Raw genomic sequence first — 17,447 nt, 5'->3', positions numbered from 1 at the left:
CCCCCGCACCAACCACGCCCACCACCCCCACGAACTCCTCCAACACGACCCCGACCCACCCGAATGACGTGGTCGCACAGACCGCGAATTGCCCGCGCAATTCTGTGAGTTTGCCGGGAGCCGCAGAATGCGCACTAGCGTCTCGCCACACCGTGGGGTCCGAGGGGATTTTGGCTTCAATGATTCTCGAACCCCGTTCGTGGACAATAAGTTCCGGGCACCAGATGACCTCAGCGACCCGCTGTGTGACGCGTCACACAAGCCACATTGATTGCACTGCTGACGTTTGCCGGAGCGGACTCACCGCCCGAATGCGAGCAACCGGTAACGAGCATTACCAGAGCGCCAAGATATGTGATTGAACTGAGAAAAAATCCCGAGTAATTTGTCGCCAGATCAGCAACATTCCAGTCGGGGGGCCTGTTCCACGAAAGGAACCGCACATGGTCGACCGCCGATTAGTCTCGCTTGCTGTTGCGCCGCTACTGATCGCCGGCGCCGCGCTACCCCCGAGCGTTGCGGCAGCGGGACCGGGGTCGGTCTCCGCACCGGTGGTCCTGCTCGACACCGAAGCCTGGGGCATGGGCGGCAGTGGCACTCCGATCCCATCGCAGGCGCTCATCGACGCCATCAGCTCGCGCTACATCATGCCGTCGTCGCCGATCTTCCCCGGCCAGCCGGTCTTCCCGGTCGACTCCATTCATCCCCTCTTCACCCCGGAGGGCCTGTATCCGATCACCGGCACCAAATCCCTGGTACTCGACCAGTCACTGGCGCAGGGCGTGCAGATTCTGGACGCCACCATCAAGGAGCGGCTCGCATTGGGCCACGACTTGGTGGTGGTGGGCGGCTCGCAGAGCTCCACCATCGCCTCCCTGGAGATGCGCAATCTACTGGCGCTGCCCGCCGATCAGATCCCCACGGCTGATCAGCTGTCGTTCGTGCTGCTGGTCGACCCCAGCAACCCCAACGGAGGTCTGCTCTCCCGCTTCGGCGACCCGAGCCTGCCGCCGCTGACCGTCCCGAGTATGGGAGTGACATTCAGCGGGGCCACCCCGTCGGAAACCCCCTGGGACACCGCCATTTACAACATCGAATACGACGGCTTCTCGGACTTCCCGCGCTACCCGCTCAACTTTCTGTCCGTCCTGAACGCCGTCCTGGGGATCGCATTCGTGCACAGCACCCCGCCGGATCTCACCGACGAGCAGATCGCCCAGTCCGTTCTGCTGCCGGTGTCGGACGGCTATGGGGGCCACACCGATTACTTCATGATCCCCACCGAGAACCTGCCGTTGCTGGAACCCTTGCGGTTCCTGCCGATACTGGGCGACCCGCTGGCCGATCTGCTGGAACCGGCGCTGCGCGTGCTGGTCAACCTCGGTTACGGCAACATCGAAAACGGCTGGGACCCGGGCCCGGCCGACCTGTCGACACCGTTCGGGGTGTTCCCGGACGTCGATCTGGGAGACGTCCTCACGGCATTGGGCAACGGTGTCCAGCAGGGCTGGGAGGACTTCATCGACGATCTGGGCTCACTGCCGAGCCTGCCCGAGGCCCTGGCGAACAGCGCGGAGGCCATTGGCGACTTCACCGACATGGTCAATGACTTCTCCGCGGCGCTGTCCAAGGGCTACTCGGCCCTGCTGCCGATCGCCGACCTGGTCAATGCTCTGCTGACCAGCCTGCCGGCCTACAACGTCAGTCTGTTCGCACAGGAGATCGCCTCGGGCGACCTGCTGGACGCGTTCTTGATGCCGCTCGCCGCGGACGTCGGGTTGGTCACCACCGGCCTCGGTATCGGACTGCTGAGCGTGGCGTCTGCCTTCGGGGTGTTCTGAGGGGCACGCCGCTGCGGTCAGTCGACCGTGTCGCGCGCCCAGGACGGCGTGATGAAGACCCCGTCTGCTTCCACGGTGACCCCGTCGGCGTCCGAGATATGGCCGCGGGCATAGGTTTTCACGCCGTCCCTGCGGTAGATCGAGGCTTCGGCGTGCAACGGCCCCAAGGGTGTCCCGCGCAGATATTTCACCGTGATCGTGCCGGTGTAATTCGGCTTGGTCAGGCCATCGCTGGCCGCCTCGCCGAGCACATGGTCGAGCACCAGCGCGCTGACCCCGCCGTGGACCAGCGACGGCGGGCCCTCGTAGGCCGCGCCCAGGTGAAAGTCAGCCCAGCAGTGCCCGTTCTCCCCGTGCTGGATCACCAGCGGTGGGGCGATCGGGTTACGCAGGCCCACCACGGCGTTGCCCCACGCCAGTGGCCGCCCGTCGACGACGTAGCGCAGTCCCGGTGACTCGCTGAGGGTTCCGGCGCGAAGCCGCTCGGTCAGCTGCTGCACCTGGGCGGTCACCTCGCGAACCGTGGCTTCGTCGGCCTGGGTGCGGATGGTGGCGTCGATCAGGCCGCGAACCGCCTGGGCCAGCGGTCCGTAACGCTCTAACAGCTGCCCACTCTCGTCGGCGCTGATCGTGGGCACGTCCGATCGTGCCCCGAAATCCACCACAGAAGTCCTCCTTCAGTCTCCGAATACCTTGCGCGTGACGACCTTCGCGCGCCGTGTCACCCGGAGGTAGTTGTCCAAGAACTCACCGCCGTCGCCGCCGGGCCAGCCGGCGGCCACCGCGACCGCGTTCAGCGCGCGGCCCGGCCCGGGCAGTTGATCGGTGGGTTTGCCACGAACCAGCACCAGCGCGTTGCGAGCACGCGTGGCGAGCAGCCAGGCCTGCCGGAGCCGGTCCACTTCGTCTTCTTCGAGCAGCTCGGCATCGGCGATGGCGTCCAGAGTTTCCAGCGTCGAGGTGTTGTGCAGCGCCGGCACATGATGGGCATGGCGCAACTGCAGCAACTGCACGGTCCACTCGACATCGGCCAGGCCGCCCCGGCCCAGTTTGGTGTGCGTGTTGGGGTCTGCCCCGCGCGGCAGCCGCTCGGCGTCCACGCGCGCCTTGATCCGGCGGATCTCGCGCACCGCATCCGGCGACACCCCGCCGGGCGGATAGCGCGTGGCGTCCACCATCTGCAGAAACCGCAGGCCCAGGTCCGCGTCGCCGGCCACGCAGTGTGCCCGCAGCAGCGCCTGGATCTCCCACGGCTGCGCCCACTGGGCGTAGTAGGCCTCATAGGAGGCCAACGTGCGTACCGGCGGGCCGTTGCGGCCCTCGGGGCGAAGGTTGATGTCGACTTCCAGCGGCGGGTCGGCACTGGTGGTACCGAGCAGCGCCCGGACCTGCTCGACGACCGTGGTCGCCCAGCGCACCGCGTCGGCGTCGCTCGCCCCCGCCTGCTCATTGGCCTCGCAGACGAACATGACGTCGGCATCCGAGCCGTAGCCGAGTTCTCCGCCGCCCAGCCTGCCCATGCCGATCACCGCGATCCGGGCCGGTGCGGACTGCGGGTCCGCGTCCGGTGCACCCGGAATGTTGACCCGGACTATCGCATCCAGGGCGGCCTGCAACACCGCCGCCCACACCGCGGTCAACGCCCGGCAGACCTCGGTCACGTCGAGCATCCCCAGCAGGTCCGCCGAGGCGATTCGGGCCAGCTCGTGGCGTCGCAGACTGCGAGCCGAGGCGATCGCGCGCTCCGGCTCGGGATGGCGTCCCGCCGAAGCGATCAGCGCCCGCGCCACCGCGTCCGGATCGGTGTCGAGCAGCTTCGGCCCGGACGGCCCGTCAGCGTAGGCCTGGATCACGTCGGGTGATCGCATCAGCAGATCGGGAATGTAGGCCGAGGTACCCAGCACCCGCATCAGCCTCTTGGCCACCGCGCTGCTGTCCCGCAGGGTGCTCAGAAACCAGCGCTGCTGGGCCATCGCCTCGCTGAGCCGCCGGTAGGCCAGCAGCCCCGCGTCGGGATTGGGCGTGTCCGACAGCCAGTACAGCAGCGTGGGCAGCAACACCGCCTGCACCCGGCCCCGGCGGCCGCTCTCGTTGGTCAGCGCGGCCAGATGCGTCAGGGCGTTGTGCGGTACCTCGTAGCCGAGTGCTGCCAGTTGCCGTTCCGCGGCGCCGGGAGTCAGACCCCGTGCCAGCTCCAGCCCCGCCGGGCCGACCGCCTCCAACAGCGGCTGGTAGAAGAGCTTGGCGTGCAACCGCGACACCCGCCGGTTCTGGGCTTTGAGCTCTTCGCGAAGGACGCCCAGGGCGTCGTGGCGGCCATCCGGGCGGACATGGGCGGCGCGGGCCAGCCAGCGCAATGCCTCATCGTCATAGGGCGGCGGCAGCATGTGCGTGCGTTTGAGCCGCTGCAGCTGCAGCCGGTGTTCCAGCAGTCGCAGGAACTCGTAGGAGGCGGTCAGGTTGGCCGCGTCATCGCGGCCCACATAGCCGCCGGCGCCCAGGGCCGCCAGCGCATCAACCGTGGATGCCACCCGCAGTGTCTCGTCGCTGTAGCCGTGCACCAGCTGGAGCAGCTGCACGGCGAACTCCACGTCACGCAGACCCCCCGAGCCGAGCTTGAGCTCGCGTGAACGAATGTCCGCCGGCACCAGCTGCGCCACCCGGCGGCGCATCGCCTGCACATCGGCGACGAAATCCTCACGCTGGCAAGCGGTCCAGACCATCGGCAACAAGGCGTCGATGTAGGCCCGGCCCAATTCGGCGTCCCCCACCGCCGCACGCGCCTTGAGCAGTGCCTGGAACTCCCAGGTCTTGGCCCACCGCTGGTAGTAGGCGATGTGTGATTCCAGGGTCCGCACCAGCGTGCCCTGCCGGCCTTCCGGGCGCAGATTCGCGTCCACCTCGAAGAACGCCTCGCCGGCCACCCGCATCAGCTCGCCGGCCACCCGGGTGCTCAGCGAATCGGCCTTCTCGACCACGAAGATGACATCGACGTCGCTGACGTAATTGAGTTCCCGTGCACCGCATTTACCCATCGCGATCACGGCGATCCGGGGCGGGGTGACATCGCTGCCGCACACGCGGACCTCGGCCACCCGCAGCGAAGCCGCCAGCGCTGCGTCCGCCAGGTCCGCCAAATGCTCGCCGACCGTCACAAACGGCAGTACCGGCAGGTTCTCCACCGTGGCCGCCACGTCGATCGCCGCCAGCACCAGCAGCCGATCGCGGTACAGCGTCCGCAGTCGCTCCACATAGGCGCCGTCAGTGACAGCGGCAACCGCGTCGGCGAACATCGTGCGCAGCTCGGCCGCCGACGGCAATGCGATCGTGAAGTCGCGGGAATCCTGCGGGCTGGCCAACAGCTTCCAGGAGTCCGGGTGGGTGACCAGGTGATCCCCCAGCGTCACTGAGGATCCCAGCACCGCGAACAGTCGCCCGCGCAGTCCCCGGTCGCATATCAGTGCTGCGTTGAGTTCGGCCCAGTCGACGCCCGGAGTTTCGAACAGCCGAACCAGGGTGCGCAGCGCGAGGTCGGCGTCGGGCGCGCGCGACAGTGCCCAGAGCACGTCGACGTGCGCTTGGCTGGGGGTGCTGTACCAGCCCAGTGCGGTCAGGTCTGCGGCGGCATTAGGGTGTACCAGCCCGAGGCGCCCGACGCTGGGCAGCTTCTGACGCGAAGATCCGGGAGCGGACACGGACGGTACTTACAGTGCCAAGTAGTTCTGCAGCTCGAAGGGGGTCACGTGGCTGCGGTAGTTGGCCCACTCCTGGCGCTTGTTGCGCAGGAAGAAATCGAAGACCTCCTCCCCCAACGCTTCCGCGACCAGTTCGGAGTTCTCCATCTCGCTGAGCGCACGCTCGAGGGTGCCGGGAAGCTCGCGATAGCCCATCGCCCGGCGCTCCTCGGGAGTCAGCGCCCAGACGTTGTCCTCAGCCGCCGGCCCCAGTTCGTAACCCTGCTCCACGCCCCGCAGTCCGGCGGCCAGCAGCACCGCGAACGCCAGGTAGGGGTTGCACGCCGAATCCGGGCTGCGCACCTCGATACGCCGCGACGACGTCTTGTGCGGGCTGTACATCGGCACCCGCACCAGCGCCGAGCGGTTGGAGGCGCCCCAAGAGGCCGCGGTGGGTGCTTCACCACCGTGGATCAGCCGCTTGTAGGAGTTCACCCACTGGTTGGTGACGGCGCTGATCTCGTTGGCGTGCTCGAGGATCCCGGCGATGAACGACTTGGCGGTGGCCGACAGTTGCAGCGGGTCGTCCGGACTGTGGAAGGCGTTGACTTCGCCCTCGAACAGGCTCATGTGGGTGTGCATCGCCGAACCGGCGTACTCGCGGAACGGCTTGGGCATGAACGACGCCCGCACGCCTTCCTTGAGTGCAATCTCTTTGATCAGGTAGCGGAACGTCATGACGTTGTCGGCCATCGACAGTGCGTCGGCGTAGCGCAGGTCGATCTCCTGCTGGCCCGGGGCGTTCTCGTGGTGGCTGTACTCGACCGAGATGCCCATCGACTCCAGCGCGTCGATCGCGTGCCTGCGGAAATTGGCAGCCGAACCGTGGACCGACTGGTCGAAGTAGCCCGCCTCGTCGGCGGGAACCGGGGTGCTGCCGTCGTAGGGGCCGGGCTGAAGCAGGAAGAACTCGATCTCGGGGTGCACGTAGCAGGCGAAGCCCATCTCCCCTGCCTTGCCCAGTTGCCGGCGCAAGACGTGGCGCGACGACGCCCAGGCCGGCGATCCGTCCGGCATGGTGATGTCGCAGAACATCCGCGCCGAGTACTGCCGCCCCGAGTCCGACGTCCACGGCAACAGCTGGAACGTCGACGGGTCGGGGTGGGCGACCATGTCGGATTCGAAGACGCGGGCGAAGCCCTCGATCGCCGATCCGTCGAAGCCCACGCCTTCTTCAAAGGCGCCCTCGAGTTCGGCCGGAGCGATCGCCACCGACTTCAGGTAACCGAGTACGTCGGTGAACCAGAGTCGGACGAAACGGATGTCGCGTTCCTCCAGCGTGCGGAGCACGAACTCCTTCTGACGGTCCATACCGCGAAGCGTATCAGCGCTCAGCACTTGGCACCGGATGGTGGCAACGTGCCGTCGACCAGGTATCGCGCGGCGAATCGGTCCACGCATTCGTTGCCCTGGAATACCACCGTGTGCTGGGTTCCGTTGAACGTCAGCAGGCGACCGCCCAGCTGCTTGGCCAAGTCCACACCGGCCTGATACGGGGTGGCCGGGTCACGGGTCGTGGACACCACCAACGTCGGCGGCAGATCGGGCACCGAAAGGGCATGCGGCTCGGATGTCGGCGGCACCGGCCAGAAGGCACAGGTGCCCAGCGGGGCGTCGCCGGTGAACTTTCCGTAGCTCATGAACGGCGCCACCTCACGCGAACGCCGGTCTTCCTCGATCACCTTGGCGCGGTCGGTGACTGGCGGCTGGTCGACGCAGTTGACCGCGACCCGGGCATCGGTGGCGTTGGTGTAGTGGCCGTTGCTGTCACGGCGCATGTACAGGTCGGCCAGGCTCAGCATGATGTCGCCGCGCCCTTCAGCCAGATCGAACAGGCCGTCATTGAGATGCGTCCAGAACGACGGCGAGTACAGCGCCATGATCGTGCCGACGATCGCGTCGCTGTAGCTCAGACCGCGCGGGTCCTTGGTCTTGGCGGGCTTGTCCACCAACGGGTCGACCAGGCTGTGGTAGACGTCGACGGCCTTGGCCGGGTCGGTGCCCAGCGGGCAGTCTTCGTCTTCAGCGCAGTCTGCCGCGAAGTCGTCGAACGCGCCCTGGAAGGCCTGCGCCTGGCGAAGGTCCTCTTCGATCGGGTCGGCGTTGGGGTCTACCGCGCCGTCCAGGATCATCGCGCGCACGTTCTGCGGGTAGGCCTCGGCATAAGCCGCGCCGATCCGGGTGCCGTAGGAGTAGCCGAGATAGGTCAGCTTGTCGTCACCCAATCCCTCGCGGATCGCGTCGAGGTCGCGGGCGACGTTGACGGTGCCGACGTTGGCCAGGAATTCCTTGCCGGTCTTCTCCAGACAGCGCGCCACGAATTCCTTGGTCTCGTTCTCGATGCGCGCCACGCCTTCGGGGCTGTAGTCGACCTGGTTCAACGCCCGCAGGCGATCGTTCTCCTCGTCGGAGTTGCACCAGACCGCCGGCCGCGACGACGCCACTCCGCGCGGGTCGAAGCCGACCAGATCGAACTGCTCACGGACCTGGCGCGGCAGGGTGCTGACCATGCCGACCGCGGTTTCGATCCCGGACTCCCCCGGCCCGCCCGGGTTGATCACCAGCGAGCCGATCTTGTCCTTGGTGGCCGGGAATCGGATCAGGGCCAGCCGGGCGACATCGCCCTGCGGCTTGGAGTAGTCCACCGGAACCGCGAGGAACCCGCACTGGGCGTCCGCAGGCACCTTGATGTTGGTGTCGGCGGTGAAGCGGCATTTGTCCCATTGGACCGGCTGGCCGACCCGCGGCACGGCGAGCACCGCGTGACCCGGCGTCATTCGGGTGCAGCTGCCGACGGTGATTGCCACCATAACTATCGCGAGGCAGGTCAGGGCGGTGCGCGTCATCCTGTTGCGGCGCGTCGGCGAGCTCATGACATCACATGCTGCCATGCACGCCGGGGCCACCTCGCTCACCTGCTGCGCTCCGCGTGTGGCGGTGTGAGGAAATCCACTCCGTCGGGAGGTTCAGCTGCGCCGCGGCAGGTGGCACACTGGGCATGTCAGACGACCCGGGGACCCGCATGACGGGCTTCGAGGATCGACCCGACCAGTCCGAGGGACAACGATGTCTGAGCACGTTTATGGCTCTGCGCCCGCTTCCAACCCCGGCCCCGCCCGGGTGGCACCGCAGACCCGCGTCCACCATCTTCTGCAGATGAAGAACGAGGGCCGTAAGTGGGCGATGCTCACGGCCTACGACTACTCCTCTGCCCGCATCTTCGACGACGCCGGCATTCCGGTGCTGCTGGTCGGTGACTCGGCGGCCAACGTGGTCTACGGCTACGACAGCACCGTTCCGGTCACTATCGACGAGCTGATCCCCCTGGTCCGCGGCGTGGTGCGCGGCGCCCCGCATGCGCTGGTGGTCGCCGACCTGCCCTTCGGCTCCTACGAAGGTGGTCCGGCGGCGGCGTTGGCCACCGCCACCCGGTTCATGAAGGAAGGCGGCGCGCACGCGGTCAAGCTCGAGGGTGGCGAGCGGGTAGCCGACCAGATCGCCACGCTGTCCGCCGCCGGCATCCCGGTGATGGCGCACATCGGGTTCACCCCGCAGAGCGTCAACACCCTGGGCGGTTTCCGGGTGCAGGGGCGCGGTGACGCCGCCGAGCAGACCGTTCACGACGCGATCGCGGTGGCCGAAGCCGGTGCCTTCGCGGTGGTGATGGAGATGGTGCCCGCCGAGCTGGCCACGCAGATCACCGGAAAGCTGACCATTCCCACGGTCGGGATCGGCGCCGGGCCCAACTGCGACGCCCAGGTTCTGGTGTGGCAGGACATGGCCGGGATGACCGCCGGCAAGACCGCTCGATTCGTCAAGCGCTTCGGCGACGTGGGCGCTGAATTGCGCCGTGCCGCAGAGCAGTACGCCGCCGAAGTGGCGGCGGGCACCTTCCCCGCCGAAGAGCACTGCTTCTAGGGCGAGCGTTCTTGAAACACTTGCATTCGTAAGCCCTGTCCGGATGGTTCGGATGTGACAGGCTGAACGCCGTGCCTGCAACCGACCCGAGCACCTCTCGGTATCGCGAGGTGGAACGCAAATTCGACGTTGACGCGTCGGCGATCTCACCGTCCTTCGAAGGCATCGCCGGGGTGGCCCACGTTCAGCCGCTGCCGCCGCAAGACCTTGCGGCCGTGTACTACGACACACCCGGGCACGACCTGGCGGCCCACCGGATCACACTGCGTCGGCGCACCGGTGGTCCCGACGCCGGCTGGCACCTGAAGCTTCCTGCCGGGCCGGCGACCCGCACCGAGGTGCGTGCGCCACTGGGCCCGGAGATTCCCGACGACTTGCTGGACGTGGTGTTGGCGATCGTGCGGGATCGGCCGCTGGCACCCGTGGCACGCATCGATACCGCCCGCAGTGTGGTGGTGCTGCGCGACGAGCGGGGTGAGGTGCTGGCCGAGTTCTGTGACGATCAAGTCAGCGCGTCGGTCGAAGACTCGCAGGACCCTCAAGCCGAACAGCACTGGCGGGAGTGGGAACTGGAACTGGGCTGCGGGGACCTCAAGCTGTTGGACCGGCTGAGCAACCGGCTGCTCGACACCGGGGCCAGGCCGGCCGGCCACGGCTCCAAACTGGCCAAGGTGCTCGGTGATCCGGCGGTGCCCCCGCACCCGACCGACCGCCTGCATCGGGCGCTGGCCAAGCAGATCGAGCAACTGCTGGTCGCCGATCGTGCGGTGCGTGCCGATGCCGATGACTCGGTTCATCAGATGCGGGTGACCATCCGACGGATTCGCAGTCTGTTGCACGGCGAGGAGACGGCGCACGCCGCGCTGCTGGGCGAACTACAGGAATTGGGTGCGGTGCTCGGCGTCGCCCGCGATGCCGAAGTCCTGGCCCAGCGCTATCAGCTGGCACTCGACGAGCTGGCGCCAGAGCTGGTCCGCGGGCCGGTGGGCGAACGGCTGGTGGGCGGTTCGCTGCGCCGCTATCAGACGGGACGGCGCCGCATCCTGGCCGCATTGCGCTCCCCCCGGTACTTCCGGCTGCTCGACGGCCTCGACGAGTTGGTCAGCGCGCCGGCAGCCGAGCGGTACGCCACGGTGGGCATCGCCTACCGGCGACTGCGCAAAGCGGTGAAAGCCGCCAAGAAGGCCGCCGACCGCGACGCCGCGCTGCACCGGATCCGCAAGGCCGCCAAGCGGCTGCGCTACGCCGCCGCAGCCGCGAACAAAAAGAAGATCGCCAAGCGGGCGAAGGCGATTCAGACCGTGCTGGGTGACCATCAGGACAGCGTGGTCAGCCGGGCGCATCTGATTGCGCAGGCCGATGCCGCGGCCGCTGCCGGCGAGGACACCTTCACCTACGGGCTGCTGTATGCCCGCGAGGTCGACCTGGCCGCGCGGAGCCGGGCGGCGTTGCGGCCCGCACTGCGCAGGCTGGGCCGGGCGGTTTAGGCGGGCGTACCCACCGCTGACACAGCTTTCCCATCGAAATACACTGCATCACACGGCATTTGACGAACAGGTCAATGAACAGCCTGCCTATTCTCCGGTGGGTGTGCGTGCCAGTGCGTCCAGGACCCGATCGATGAACCGGTCGGCGTGACCACGAAGGCTGTCGTTCGTGTGTTGGGTCGTGTCGATCTCGATCGAAGGCCCCGAGGCGAAGCGCACCACCACTGCACGCTGGTACGTCCGCTCCCCGAATGCGTTCGTCGAACAATAGGAGTTGACGGCGACCCCGGTCACCTGGCTCAGCGGCCGGATCATCGCAACCAGATTCTGCTCCTCCGCAGCGTCGGCGATGTAGTCCAGCTGCCCGATCGCGTGCCCGTCGATCCACACCAGCCGGCCCTGCTGATCTGGCAGCTTCTCGCGAGCGAAGCCTTCAACCGGCCATCGCCTGACCAGGTCGCCGATCTGCTCAACCACGATCCTGGGCGGCCGCGACCAGTCGGGGAAGACGTCCCGGGCTATATGCCGGAGTTGTTCTTCGTTCGCCATGGACGACAAAATAACCCGCATCGACCACAGTCGCGCGCCGGCGCGGTCGGGCGCAGGGCAGGCAGGGACTGGCGAGGCGGACGAGTTGGCCTGTAAGCCGGATTCTGTTCCGCACCGCCGAAGCGATGCGGCGGCGACCATCCATCTGGGCACACCGTCGCCGGGTACCTCAAGCGGCCTACCCGCAGATTCGGGCGAGCAGCCCTCAAACACCTGCGCGACCGCACCGAAGTGCGGCCTTCTTGGCCTTGCTTCGGGTGGGGTTTACCAAGCCGTCCCGGTCACCCGGAACGCTGGTGCGCTCTTACCGCACCGTTTCACCCTTACCACCTTGCGGTGGCGGTCTGTTTTCTGTGGCACTGTCCCGCGAGTCACCTCGGATTGCTGTTAGCAATCACCCTGCTCTGTGAAGTCCGGACTTTCCTCGACCCGCTTGACGCGAGCCGCGGCCGCCCGGCCAACTCGTCCGCGCTGATCACCGTACTACGCGGCGCCGCGCTATGCCGCACCATAAACGGCGACCACCACGGATCGGTCGAAGCTGTTCTCTGACCACACGCCGATCGCGGTGTTGGCGCAGTCGGACATGATCGCGAAATCGGCGGGGTTGTAATACCAACGGTTGAGGATCTCGAGGCCGCTGATGGCCACCGCCGGGTTGATCGCCACGGTCTCCGCCGCCCTGCCCGGAAAGCCCGCGGCCTGCGCGCGCGTCTGTGGGGTGGACCCGTCGGAGCCGAGATCGCCGTCCAGATCCCGGTGTCCGAGAAGGTCTTTGGCGTGCCATTCGGCAGCAAGGACCAGCCGGGGATCGACCATCACCTTCTCCGCGCAGCCGGCCTGGTGGTGAATCGTGTACACGTTGGTCACCACACCGTCGTTGAGGCGCGAGTTGTCGGCCCCGGCGCACGGCGACGTCCCCGCCCCGACGATCAGGATCGCCAGCACAACCGCGCGGCGCACATCAATTCCCATCTGCCACCTAGCCCTACACCGGATCGAACTGCGAGACCAGCCACCGGCCGCCGACTTTGTCCAACGTGACCCGCACGCTCGATGCGCTCATGGTGGGCGGGCCGTTGCCGATCGTGGTCTCCTGATCGACAAAGAGCAGGACCACCGCCTGGTGAGCGCTGGCGGTCACCGACGCCGCCGCGGGCACCGTGACCACGGTCGAAATGTGCTGCTGTTTGGCACCGGGCGCCACGACCTCCTTGATCAGTTGGGTGTACTCCTCGCGGAATGCACCGGTCATGCCCTCGGCCGCGGCCGCCGACGCACTGTCGACCGTCTCGGGGCGGTAGGACAGCATCGCGATGGTGGCCTCCGTCGCGGTCTGTACCGACTGTGCTGCCGCCTCCTGCGCGACCCGTGCCGAGACGTCCTGCCAGCGGAAGTATCCGGCCGCCAGCGTCAGAACCGTCGCCAGCGCGGACAGCAGGGTGACCAGCAGCAGACGACGCAAACCCGGCCGCGGTGAAGCGGTGTCATCGGCGACCGCGGCGGCTGCGCTCTCCGGCTCAGCGCTCTCGGGCCCAGCGCCTTCGGGCACATCCCCCTCGGGGGCATCACTGCTGGGAGTCACTGTCACGGCTGCACCCCCGCTCACTGGACGAACCCGATGTTGGACACCTTGGGGCCGTCGTCGGTGCGTTGCAGGCTGATTCGCATCCGCCAATGTCGCGGCTCTGGCTGGACTGTCCCGGCGATCGTGGTGCGCACCGAGACCGCCAGCAACACGTCGGCCCGGTCGCCGTCCACCGATTCCAGGCCGGCCTCGGTGACGGTGCCCTCCGACTCCGACTGCGCCTGCCTGACGACGTCGAGGAAAGGCCGTGATCGCGCAGCGAAGTCGTCGCGGAACTCCCCCGTCGTCGAATCGATGATGCGCTGCACATCGGCGTCGGCTTGGGCGTAGCTGATCGTCGTCAGGTTGATCGCCGCCTGACGCGCCACCTGGACGTAGCTCTCACGCTGCTCCTGCGCCTGGTGGATCTGATGGTCGCGGTAGCCCAGCCAGCCGACCGCACCGGCCAGCGCCGCCACGGCCACGCTCGCGGCGGCGGCCACGCGCCGTCCTACGCGTCCGGGGGCAGCAGCAGGGTCTGCCATGTCTGCTCCTTCCGCTGGGGGGCCAAGTCGGCCCGGGTCTGCCGCTTGCCGTCCGGGCCGATGTAACTGCCGGTCTGCGGGTCGTAGGGAACGTAGGCGACCGGGGGTGGCTGCGCAGGAGGACGCGGCGGATCCTGCGGCACACTCTGACCGGACAAGGTGGCGTTGGGATCGCCCTTCCAGTTGTAGCCGTCGTTGAGCGGGACATACCACTCGTCGCTCTCGCACATCTCGACCGTGGGCGCACGCTTGGCGGGATTGTTCTCACACGGGATATTGCGTGCGCCACGCACATTGAGGGGTGAGTCCTGCGGGACCCGGCAGTACAGCTCGCCGGCGGGCCGGTCCGGGTAGTCGACGGCGGCGGGTGCGCGCTGCTGGCGGGCCGGGAGGAATCCGGTGTTGCAGGGCGGCGGGTAGTTCATATTGAGGTTGAAGTCCAGGTAGATGCCGCGATAGGGCGTGTCAAGGCCCGAGTCGGCCAGCGTGATCGCCGACATCACCGCGGTGCCCTGCGGGAACAGCACCAGCAGCTGCTCGATGCCCTGGTGGAACGTCACCGCGATCTGGCCGAGGCTGACCATGTTGGCCAGCAGTACCGGCAGCGCCGGAACCACCCGGCGCAGCAGCGCATTGGCTTCATCCAGCGCTGGGGCGCCCACACCGACCATGCCCGCGAACGCCCGGTCCTCGGCGCTGAGCTGGCCGGTGATCGCGGCCAGCCGCTGCGCCCATATCGCGATCGAATTGCCGGTTTCCACCTGTGAATTCAGCACCGGCGGGGTCTGATCGATCAGCTGCGCGAAGGGTTGCGCGGCCTCGCCGCCCTCGATGGCCAGCGAGGTCGATCCGGCGACGATGCGTGACAGTTCCGCGCCCAGACCGCCCACCGCTTTGTCCGCCTCGTCGATGACGGTGCGCAGATCGTCGGGCGGGATCGCCAGCAGCGCACGGTTGGTGGCGTCGAGCAGGTTGGCGATGTCGGCGGGAATCTGCACCTTGTCCGCCGGGATCACATCACCGGCGCGCAGCATCCGGTGCTCGGCGGCGTCGGCGGTCGGGGTGAGTTCGAGGAACTGTTCACCGATCGCGGAGCGGCTGTGCACCGCGGCCGTCACCTGCGCCGGAACCTTGATCGAGGAATTGAGTTTCAGCACCGCGCGTACCCCGTCGGCGTCGACGTCGATGCTGCTGACCCGGCCGATCTCGGTGCCGCGGTAGGTCACCACCGACGTCGGGTACAGCCCGCCGGAGGCCGGCAGTTCGACGGTCACCGTGTAGCGGCCGATACCGAAAAGCGCCGGGACTTTGACGAAACCCAACGCCATCACCCCGCCGGCGATCACGGTGACCGCCGCCAGGATCGCCAATTGGGTCCACACGGTGCGAGACAGCCGAAACACCTCAGTACCCCCCGAAGTGGTACGGGGCCACCAGCGGGTTGCCTGCGGTGTACGGGCTGGGCATCTGACCGACGGTTCTGCCCCACTGCATTTCCAGCTCGGTGAGGTCGCCTTCCCAGCGGGTGCCGGTGAACAGACCGCTGTCGATCCGGCTCAACGTCAGGTCGACCACCAGGCTGATGTTGGCGAAGTCGCCGCGAAACCAATTGGGGATGTTGCTCTTGACCCAGGGATAGGTGGACAGGAAGTCGAGCCCCTGCGTCAGCGCCGGACCGGCGTCGGCCAGCGAGCGCAACACCGGGGCGATGTTGCGCAGGTTGGCCACCAGAGCCTCCCTGCTCTGGTTGACCGTGGACACAGCGATGGCACTGAACTTTCCGAGTGCGTCGGCGGCGTCGGCGATCTTCGCGCGCTCCTCGGCCAGCACCCCCAATGCCTGCGGGATCGTCGTCAGCGCCTTGTCGACGGTCGGGTTCTGCTGGGCGAACTGGCCGACCAGACCGTTGAGCTTCTCGGTGGCCGAGATGATGTCATCGGTCTGATCGTTGAGCGCGGCGATGAAGGTGTCCAACTGCGTGAGCAGGCTGCGCATGTCGTTCTCGCGCCCCGCCAGGGCACGGGCGAAGCTTTGGTTGATCTCCTGCAGCTGAGCCAGTCCGCCGCCGTTGAGCAGCAGCGAGACCGATGCCAGGGTCTGCTCGGTGGTCGGATAGGTGGCGGCCCTCGACAGCGGGATGACTGCGCCGTCCTGCAGTTCACCGCGCGGCGGCTCGTCGGTCGGTGGCGCCAACTCGATATGCATGGAGCCGAGCAGACTGGTCTGACCCACCTTGGCGGTGCTGTTCGCCGGCAGGCGCACGCTGTTGTCGATGCGCATGGTCACCAGCGCGTGCCAATCCTGGACCTCGATCTTGGTCACGTTGCCCACGTTGACGTCGGCGACTCGCACCCGGGAGTTCTGCTGAATCACCACGACATCCGGGAGTTCGGCCGAGATCGTGTAGGTGCCGTCGGAGCCTGCCGTGCCCGGCAGGCTCAGCGAGTTCAGCCCCCGCCACTCACAGCCGCTGACCGCAAGCGCGACGCCCAGCGCGATGATCACGAGCCGCTTCACGAGGTGCCCTCGGGTGGTGCGGGCAGCAACAGTCCGGGCAGACCCAGCTCGGGGTCGACGGGCTGGCGGGTCCGCTCGGCCGGCTGTTGGGCAGCATCGGGCCGGAGCCGGTCTTCGCTGTAGGTGATCTCGTTGGGCCGGGCGGCGGTGCCCACGAACGGGTTTCCGCCGATCGGCAGAAAGTTGTACTGGCGGTTCTTGATGATCGGCGCCAGGTACTGCACGCACAGCTTCGATGCCTGCAGTGAGTTGGCCCGTGCCAGGGCTTCGATTCCGCTGCAGATGAATTGGACGGTGTTGGCGAAGTTCCCGAGCGCCATCACACCGGTGATCGCGCCCTGGGCCGGTTGATAGATGTTCACGAAGTTCTGGAACACCGATGGCGCGATGTGCAGAATCTGCTTGAGGTCGCCGCGGCTTTCGTCGAGCGCGCTGGTGATGGCCGTCAGGTGATCGACGGTGGTGCCGAAGCCCTCGCGGTTCTCACTGATGAAGTCGCGCAGGTCTTTGACCGCAGCGTCGAGACCCGTCATGGCGTCGGCAAACTCGCGGGGTGAGTTGCTCAGCACGCTGGTGATGTCGGCGAGGTTGACGTTGAACGACGCCAGCAGGTCGCTGCTGGAGGTCAGCGCCGAGACCAGCAGTTGCATGTTGCGGACCGTGCTGAAGATGTCGGTGCTGTGATCCCCCAGCGCCGACATCGCCTGCGACAGTTTGATCACCGTCTCACGCGCGGTGTCGCCCTGCCCCCGAAGGTTGGCCGCCGCGGTGTTGACGAACGCGCCGACGGCACTGCGGCCCTCGGCGTCGGACGGCTGCAGGGAGTCGGTGAGTTTCTCCAGCTGCTCACGCAGGTCATCCCACTCGACCGGAACCGCTGTGCGATCCGGTCCGATGCTGGCACCGTTGGCCAGTTCGGGACCGCCGGTGTAGGCCGGGACGAGCTGAATCGCCCTGGCGCTGACCAATGACGGCGACAGGATCGCCGCGCGGACGTCGGCGGGCACCTGGTACTGGGCGTCGACGGAGAAGGTCACCTTGGCGGTGTCCGGGAGCGGTTCGATGCGCTCGACGGTGCCGACGGCCACCCCCAGGATGCGCACTTCGTCTCCGGTGTAGAGGCCGTTGGTGTTGGCGAAATAGGCGGTGTAAGTGTGTTTGCGGGGCGGCCCGACCACCAGGAACAGTGCGAGCACAAGACTCGACACCAGCACAGCGGCGGTGCCCAGCCGCAGCAGTCGCACGCGGTCGGCCGGCAGGTTCGCGCCGGCGACGAAGCGGGTGCTCAT

General features: G+C 67.5%; 14 protein-coding genes and 1 other RNA gene. 3 read left to right on the top strand and 12 right to left on the bottom strand.

Features of this window, described 5'->3' with window-relative positions; all coding sequences use genetic code 11:
• Window positions 1–443: 443 nt before the first annotated feature.
• Window positions 444–1,841 carry a PE-PPE domain-containing protein gene (locus AWC18_RS19520; RefSeq protein ID WP_085139805.1) on the top strand — a complete coding sequence of 466 codons (1,398 nt, stop codon included), beginning with the start codon at window positions 444–446 and terminating at the stop codon, window positions 1,839–1,841.
• Between the two features lie 17 nt (window positions 1,842–1,858).
• Here AWC18_RS19520 and AWC18_RS19515 read toward each other — a convergent pair whose 3' ends face one another.
• From AWC18_RS19515 to AWC18_RS19500, 4 genes are read right to left on the bottom strand one after another with little or no spacing between them, the layout of a single operon-like run.
• Window positions 1,859–2,503, bottom strand: a complete 645-nt coding sequence (locus tag AWC18_RS19515) for a PaaI family thioesterase (protein ID WP_109470309.1) — start codon at window positions 2,501–2,503, stop codon at window positions 1,859–1,861.
• Between the two features lie 15 nt (window positions 2,504–2,518).
• A complete protein-coding gene (locus AWC18_RS19510; protein WP_085139804.1) occupies window positions 2,519–5,536 on the bottom strand; it encodes a bifunctional [glutamine synthetase] adenylyltransferase/[glutamine synthetase]-adenylyl-L-tyrosine phosphorylase in 3,018 nt (1,005 codons plus the stop codon).
• A 9-nt stretch (window positions 5,537–5,545) separates the two neighbouring features.
• Window positions 5,546–6,886 carry a type I glutamate--ammonia ligase gene (glnA, locus tag AWC18_RS19505; protein WP_064997547.1) on the bottom strand — a complete coding sequence of 447 codons (1,341 nt, stop codon included), beginning with the start codon at window positions 6,884–6,886 and terminating at the stop codon, window positions 5,546–5,548.
• Window positions 6,887–6,906: 20 nt separating this feature from the next.
• Window positions 6,907–8,448 carry an alpha/beta hydrolase gene (locus AWC18_RS19500; protein WP_109560146.1) on the bottom strand — a complete coding sequence of 514 codons (1,542 nt, stop codon included), beginning with the start codon at window positions 8,446–8,448 and terminating at the stop codon, window positions 6,907–6,909.
• A gap of 193 nt (window positions 8,449–8,641) precedes the next feature.
• Here AWC18_RS19500 and panB point away from each other — a divergent pair, with 193 nt between their 5' ends.
• Together panB and AWC18_RS19490 are read left to right on the top strand one after the other, a co-directional pair.
• Window positions 8,642–9,493 carry a 3-methyl-2-oxobutanoate hydroxymethyltransferase gene (gene panB / locus AWC18_RS19495; protein ID WP_064997545.1) on the top strand — a complete coding sequence of 284 codons (852 nt, stop codon included), beginning with the start codon at window positions 8,642–8,644 and terminating at the stop codon, window positions 9,491–9,493.
• Window positions 9,494–9,564: 71 nt separating this feature from the next.
• Window positions 9,565–10,980: a CYTH and CHAD domain-containing protein gene (locus tag AWC18_RS19490; RefSeq protein ID WP_085139802.1), complete on the top strand. Its 1,416-nt coding sequence runs from the start codon at window positions 9,565–9,567 to the stop codon at window positions 10,978–10,980.
• Window positions 10,981–11,067: 87 nt separating this feature from the next.
• Here the strand turns inward: AWC18_RS19490 and AWC18_RS19485 are convergent, their stop codons facing one another.
• The 8 genes from AWC18_RS19485 to AWC18_RS19450 form a co-directional block, all read right to left on the bottom strand.
• Window positions 11,068–11,529, bottom strand: a complete 462-nt coding sequence (locus tag AWC18_RS19485; RefSeq protein ID WP_064997543.1) for a hypothetical protein — start codon at window positions 11,527–11,529, stop codon at window positions 11,068–11,070.
• A 77-nt stretch (window positions 11,530–11,606) separates the two neighbouring features.
• Window positions 11,607–11,994, bottom strand: an RNA gene (gene rnpB, locus AWC18_RS19480) — RNase P RNA component class A.
• Between the two features lie 33 nt (window positions 11,995–12,027).
• Entirely contained in the window at window positions 12,028–12,504 is a 477-nt protein-coding gene (locus tag AWC18_RS19475; protein ID WP_085139801.1) for a CAP domain-containing protein, read from the bottom strand.
• A 13-nt stretch (window positions 12,505–12,517) separates the two neighbouring features.
• Window positions 12,518–13,120 (bottom strand): Rv1363c family protein, encoded by a 603-nt coding sequence (locus AWC18_RS19470; RefSeq protein ID WP_085139800.1) that lies wholly within the window; start codon window positions 13,118–13,120, stop codon window positions 12,518–12,520.
• A 14-nt stretch (window positions 13,121–13,134) separates the two neighbouring features.
• Window positions 13,135–13,641, bottom strand: coding sequence for an Rv1363c family protein (locus tag AWC18_RS19465; protein WP_064997540.1), 507 nt, complete (start codon window positions 13,639–13,641; stop codon window positions 13,135–13,137).
• On the bottom strand, window positions 13,608–15,044 hold the full coding sequence (locus AWC18_RS19460) for an MCE family protein (RefSeq protein ID WP_064997539.1): 1,437 nt from the start codon (window positions 15,042–15,044) through the stop codon (window positions 13,608–13,610). Before AWC18_RS19460 ends, AWC18_RS19465 begins: the two co-directional genes overlap by 34 nt.
• A 1-nt stretch (window position 15,045) precedes the next feature.
• Window positions 15,046–16,158 (bottom strand): virulence factor Mce family protein, encoded by a 1,113-nt coding sequence (locus AWC18_RS19455; protein WP_064997538.1) that lies wholly within the window; start codon window positions 16,156–16,158, stop codon window positions 15,046–15,048.
• A complete protein-coding gene (locus AWC18_RS19450; RefSeq protein WP_085139799.1) occupies window positions 16,155–17,447 on the bottom strand; it encodes an MCE family protein in 1,293 nt (430 codons plus the stop codon). The genes AWC18_RS19455 and AWC18_RS19450 overlap by 4 nt, the downstream gene beginning before the upstream one ends.

Source organism: Mycolicibacter nonchromogenicus (assembly GCF_002101775.1).
GTDB classification, from domain to species: domain Bacteria; phylum Actinomycetota; class Actinomycetes; order Mycobacteriales; family Mycobacteriaceae; genus Mycobacterium; species Mycobacterium nonchromogenicum.
Note: the sequence above shows the minus strand (reverse complement) of the source record. Positions and strands in the feature narration are given on the sequence as shown.

Bases quoted from the DNA above. Each gene is read 5' to 3' on its own strand.
- AWC18_RS19520 (WP_085139805.1), top strand. From the start codon at position 444: ATGGTCGACCGCCGATTAGTCTCGCTTGCTGTTGCGCCGCTACTGATC.
- glnA (WP_064997547.1), bottom strand. From the start codon at position 6,886: ATGGACCGTCAGAAGGAGTTCGTGCTCCGCACGCTGGAGGAACGCGAC.
- AWC18_RS19500 (WP_109560146.1), bottom strand. From the start codon at position 8,448: ATGAGCTCGCCGACGCGCCGCAACAGGATGACGCGCACCGCCCTGACC.
- panB (WP_064997545.1), top strand. From the start codon at position 8,642: ATGTCTGAGCACGTTTATGGCTCTGCGCCCGCTTCCAACCCCGGCCCC.
- AWC18_RS19485 (WP_064997543.1), bottom strand. From the start codon at position 11,529: ATGGCGAACGAAGAACAACTCCGGCATATAGCCCGGGACGTCTTCCCC.
- AWC18_RS19475 (WP_085139801.1), bottom strand. From the start codon at position 12,504: ATGGGAATTGATGTGCGCCGCGCGGTTGTGCTGGCGATCCTGATCGTC.
- AWC18_RS19465 (WP_064997540.1), bottom strand. From the start codon at position 13,641: ATGGCAGACCCTGCTGCTGCCCCCGGACGCGTAGGACGGCGCGTGGCC.
- AWC18_RS19450 (WP_085139799.1), bottom strand. From the start codon at position 17,447: ATGAGCACCCGCTTCGTCGCCGGCGCGAACCTGCCGGCCGACCGCGTG.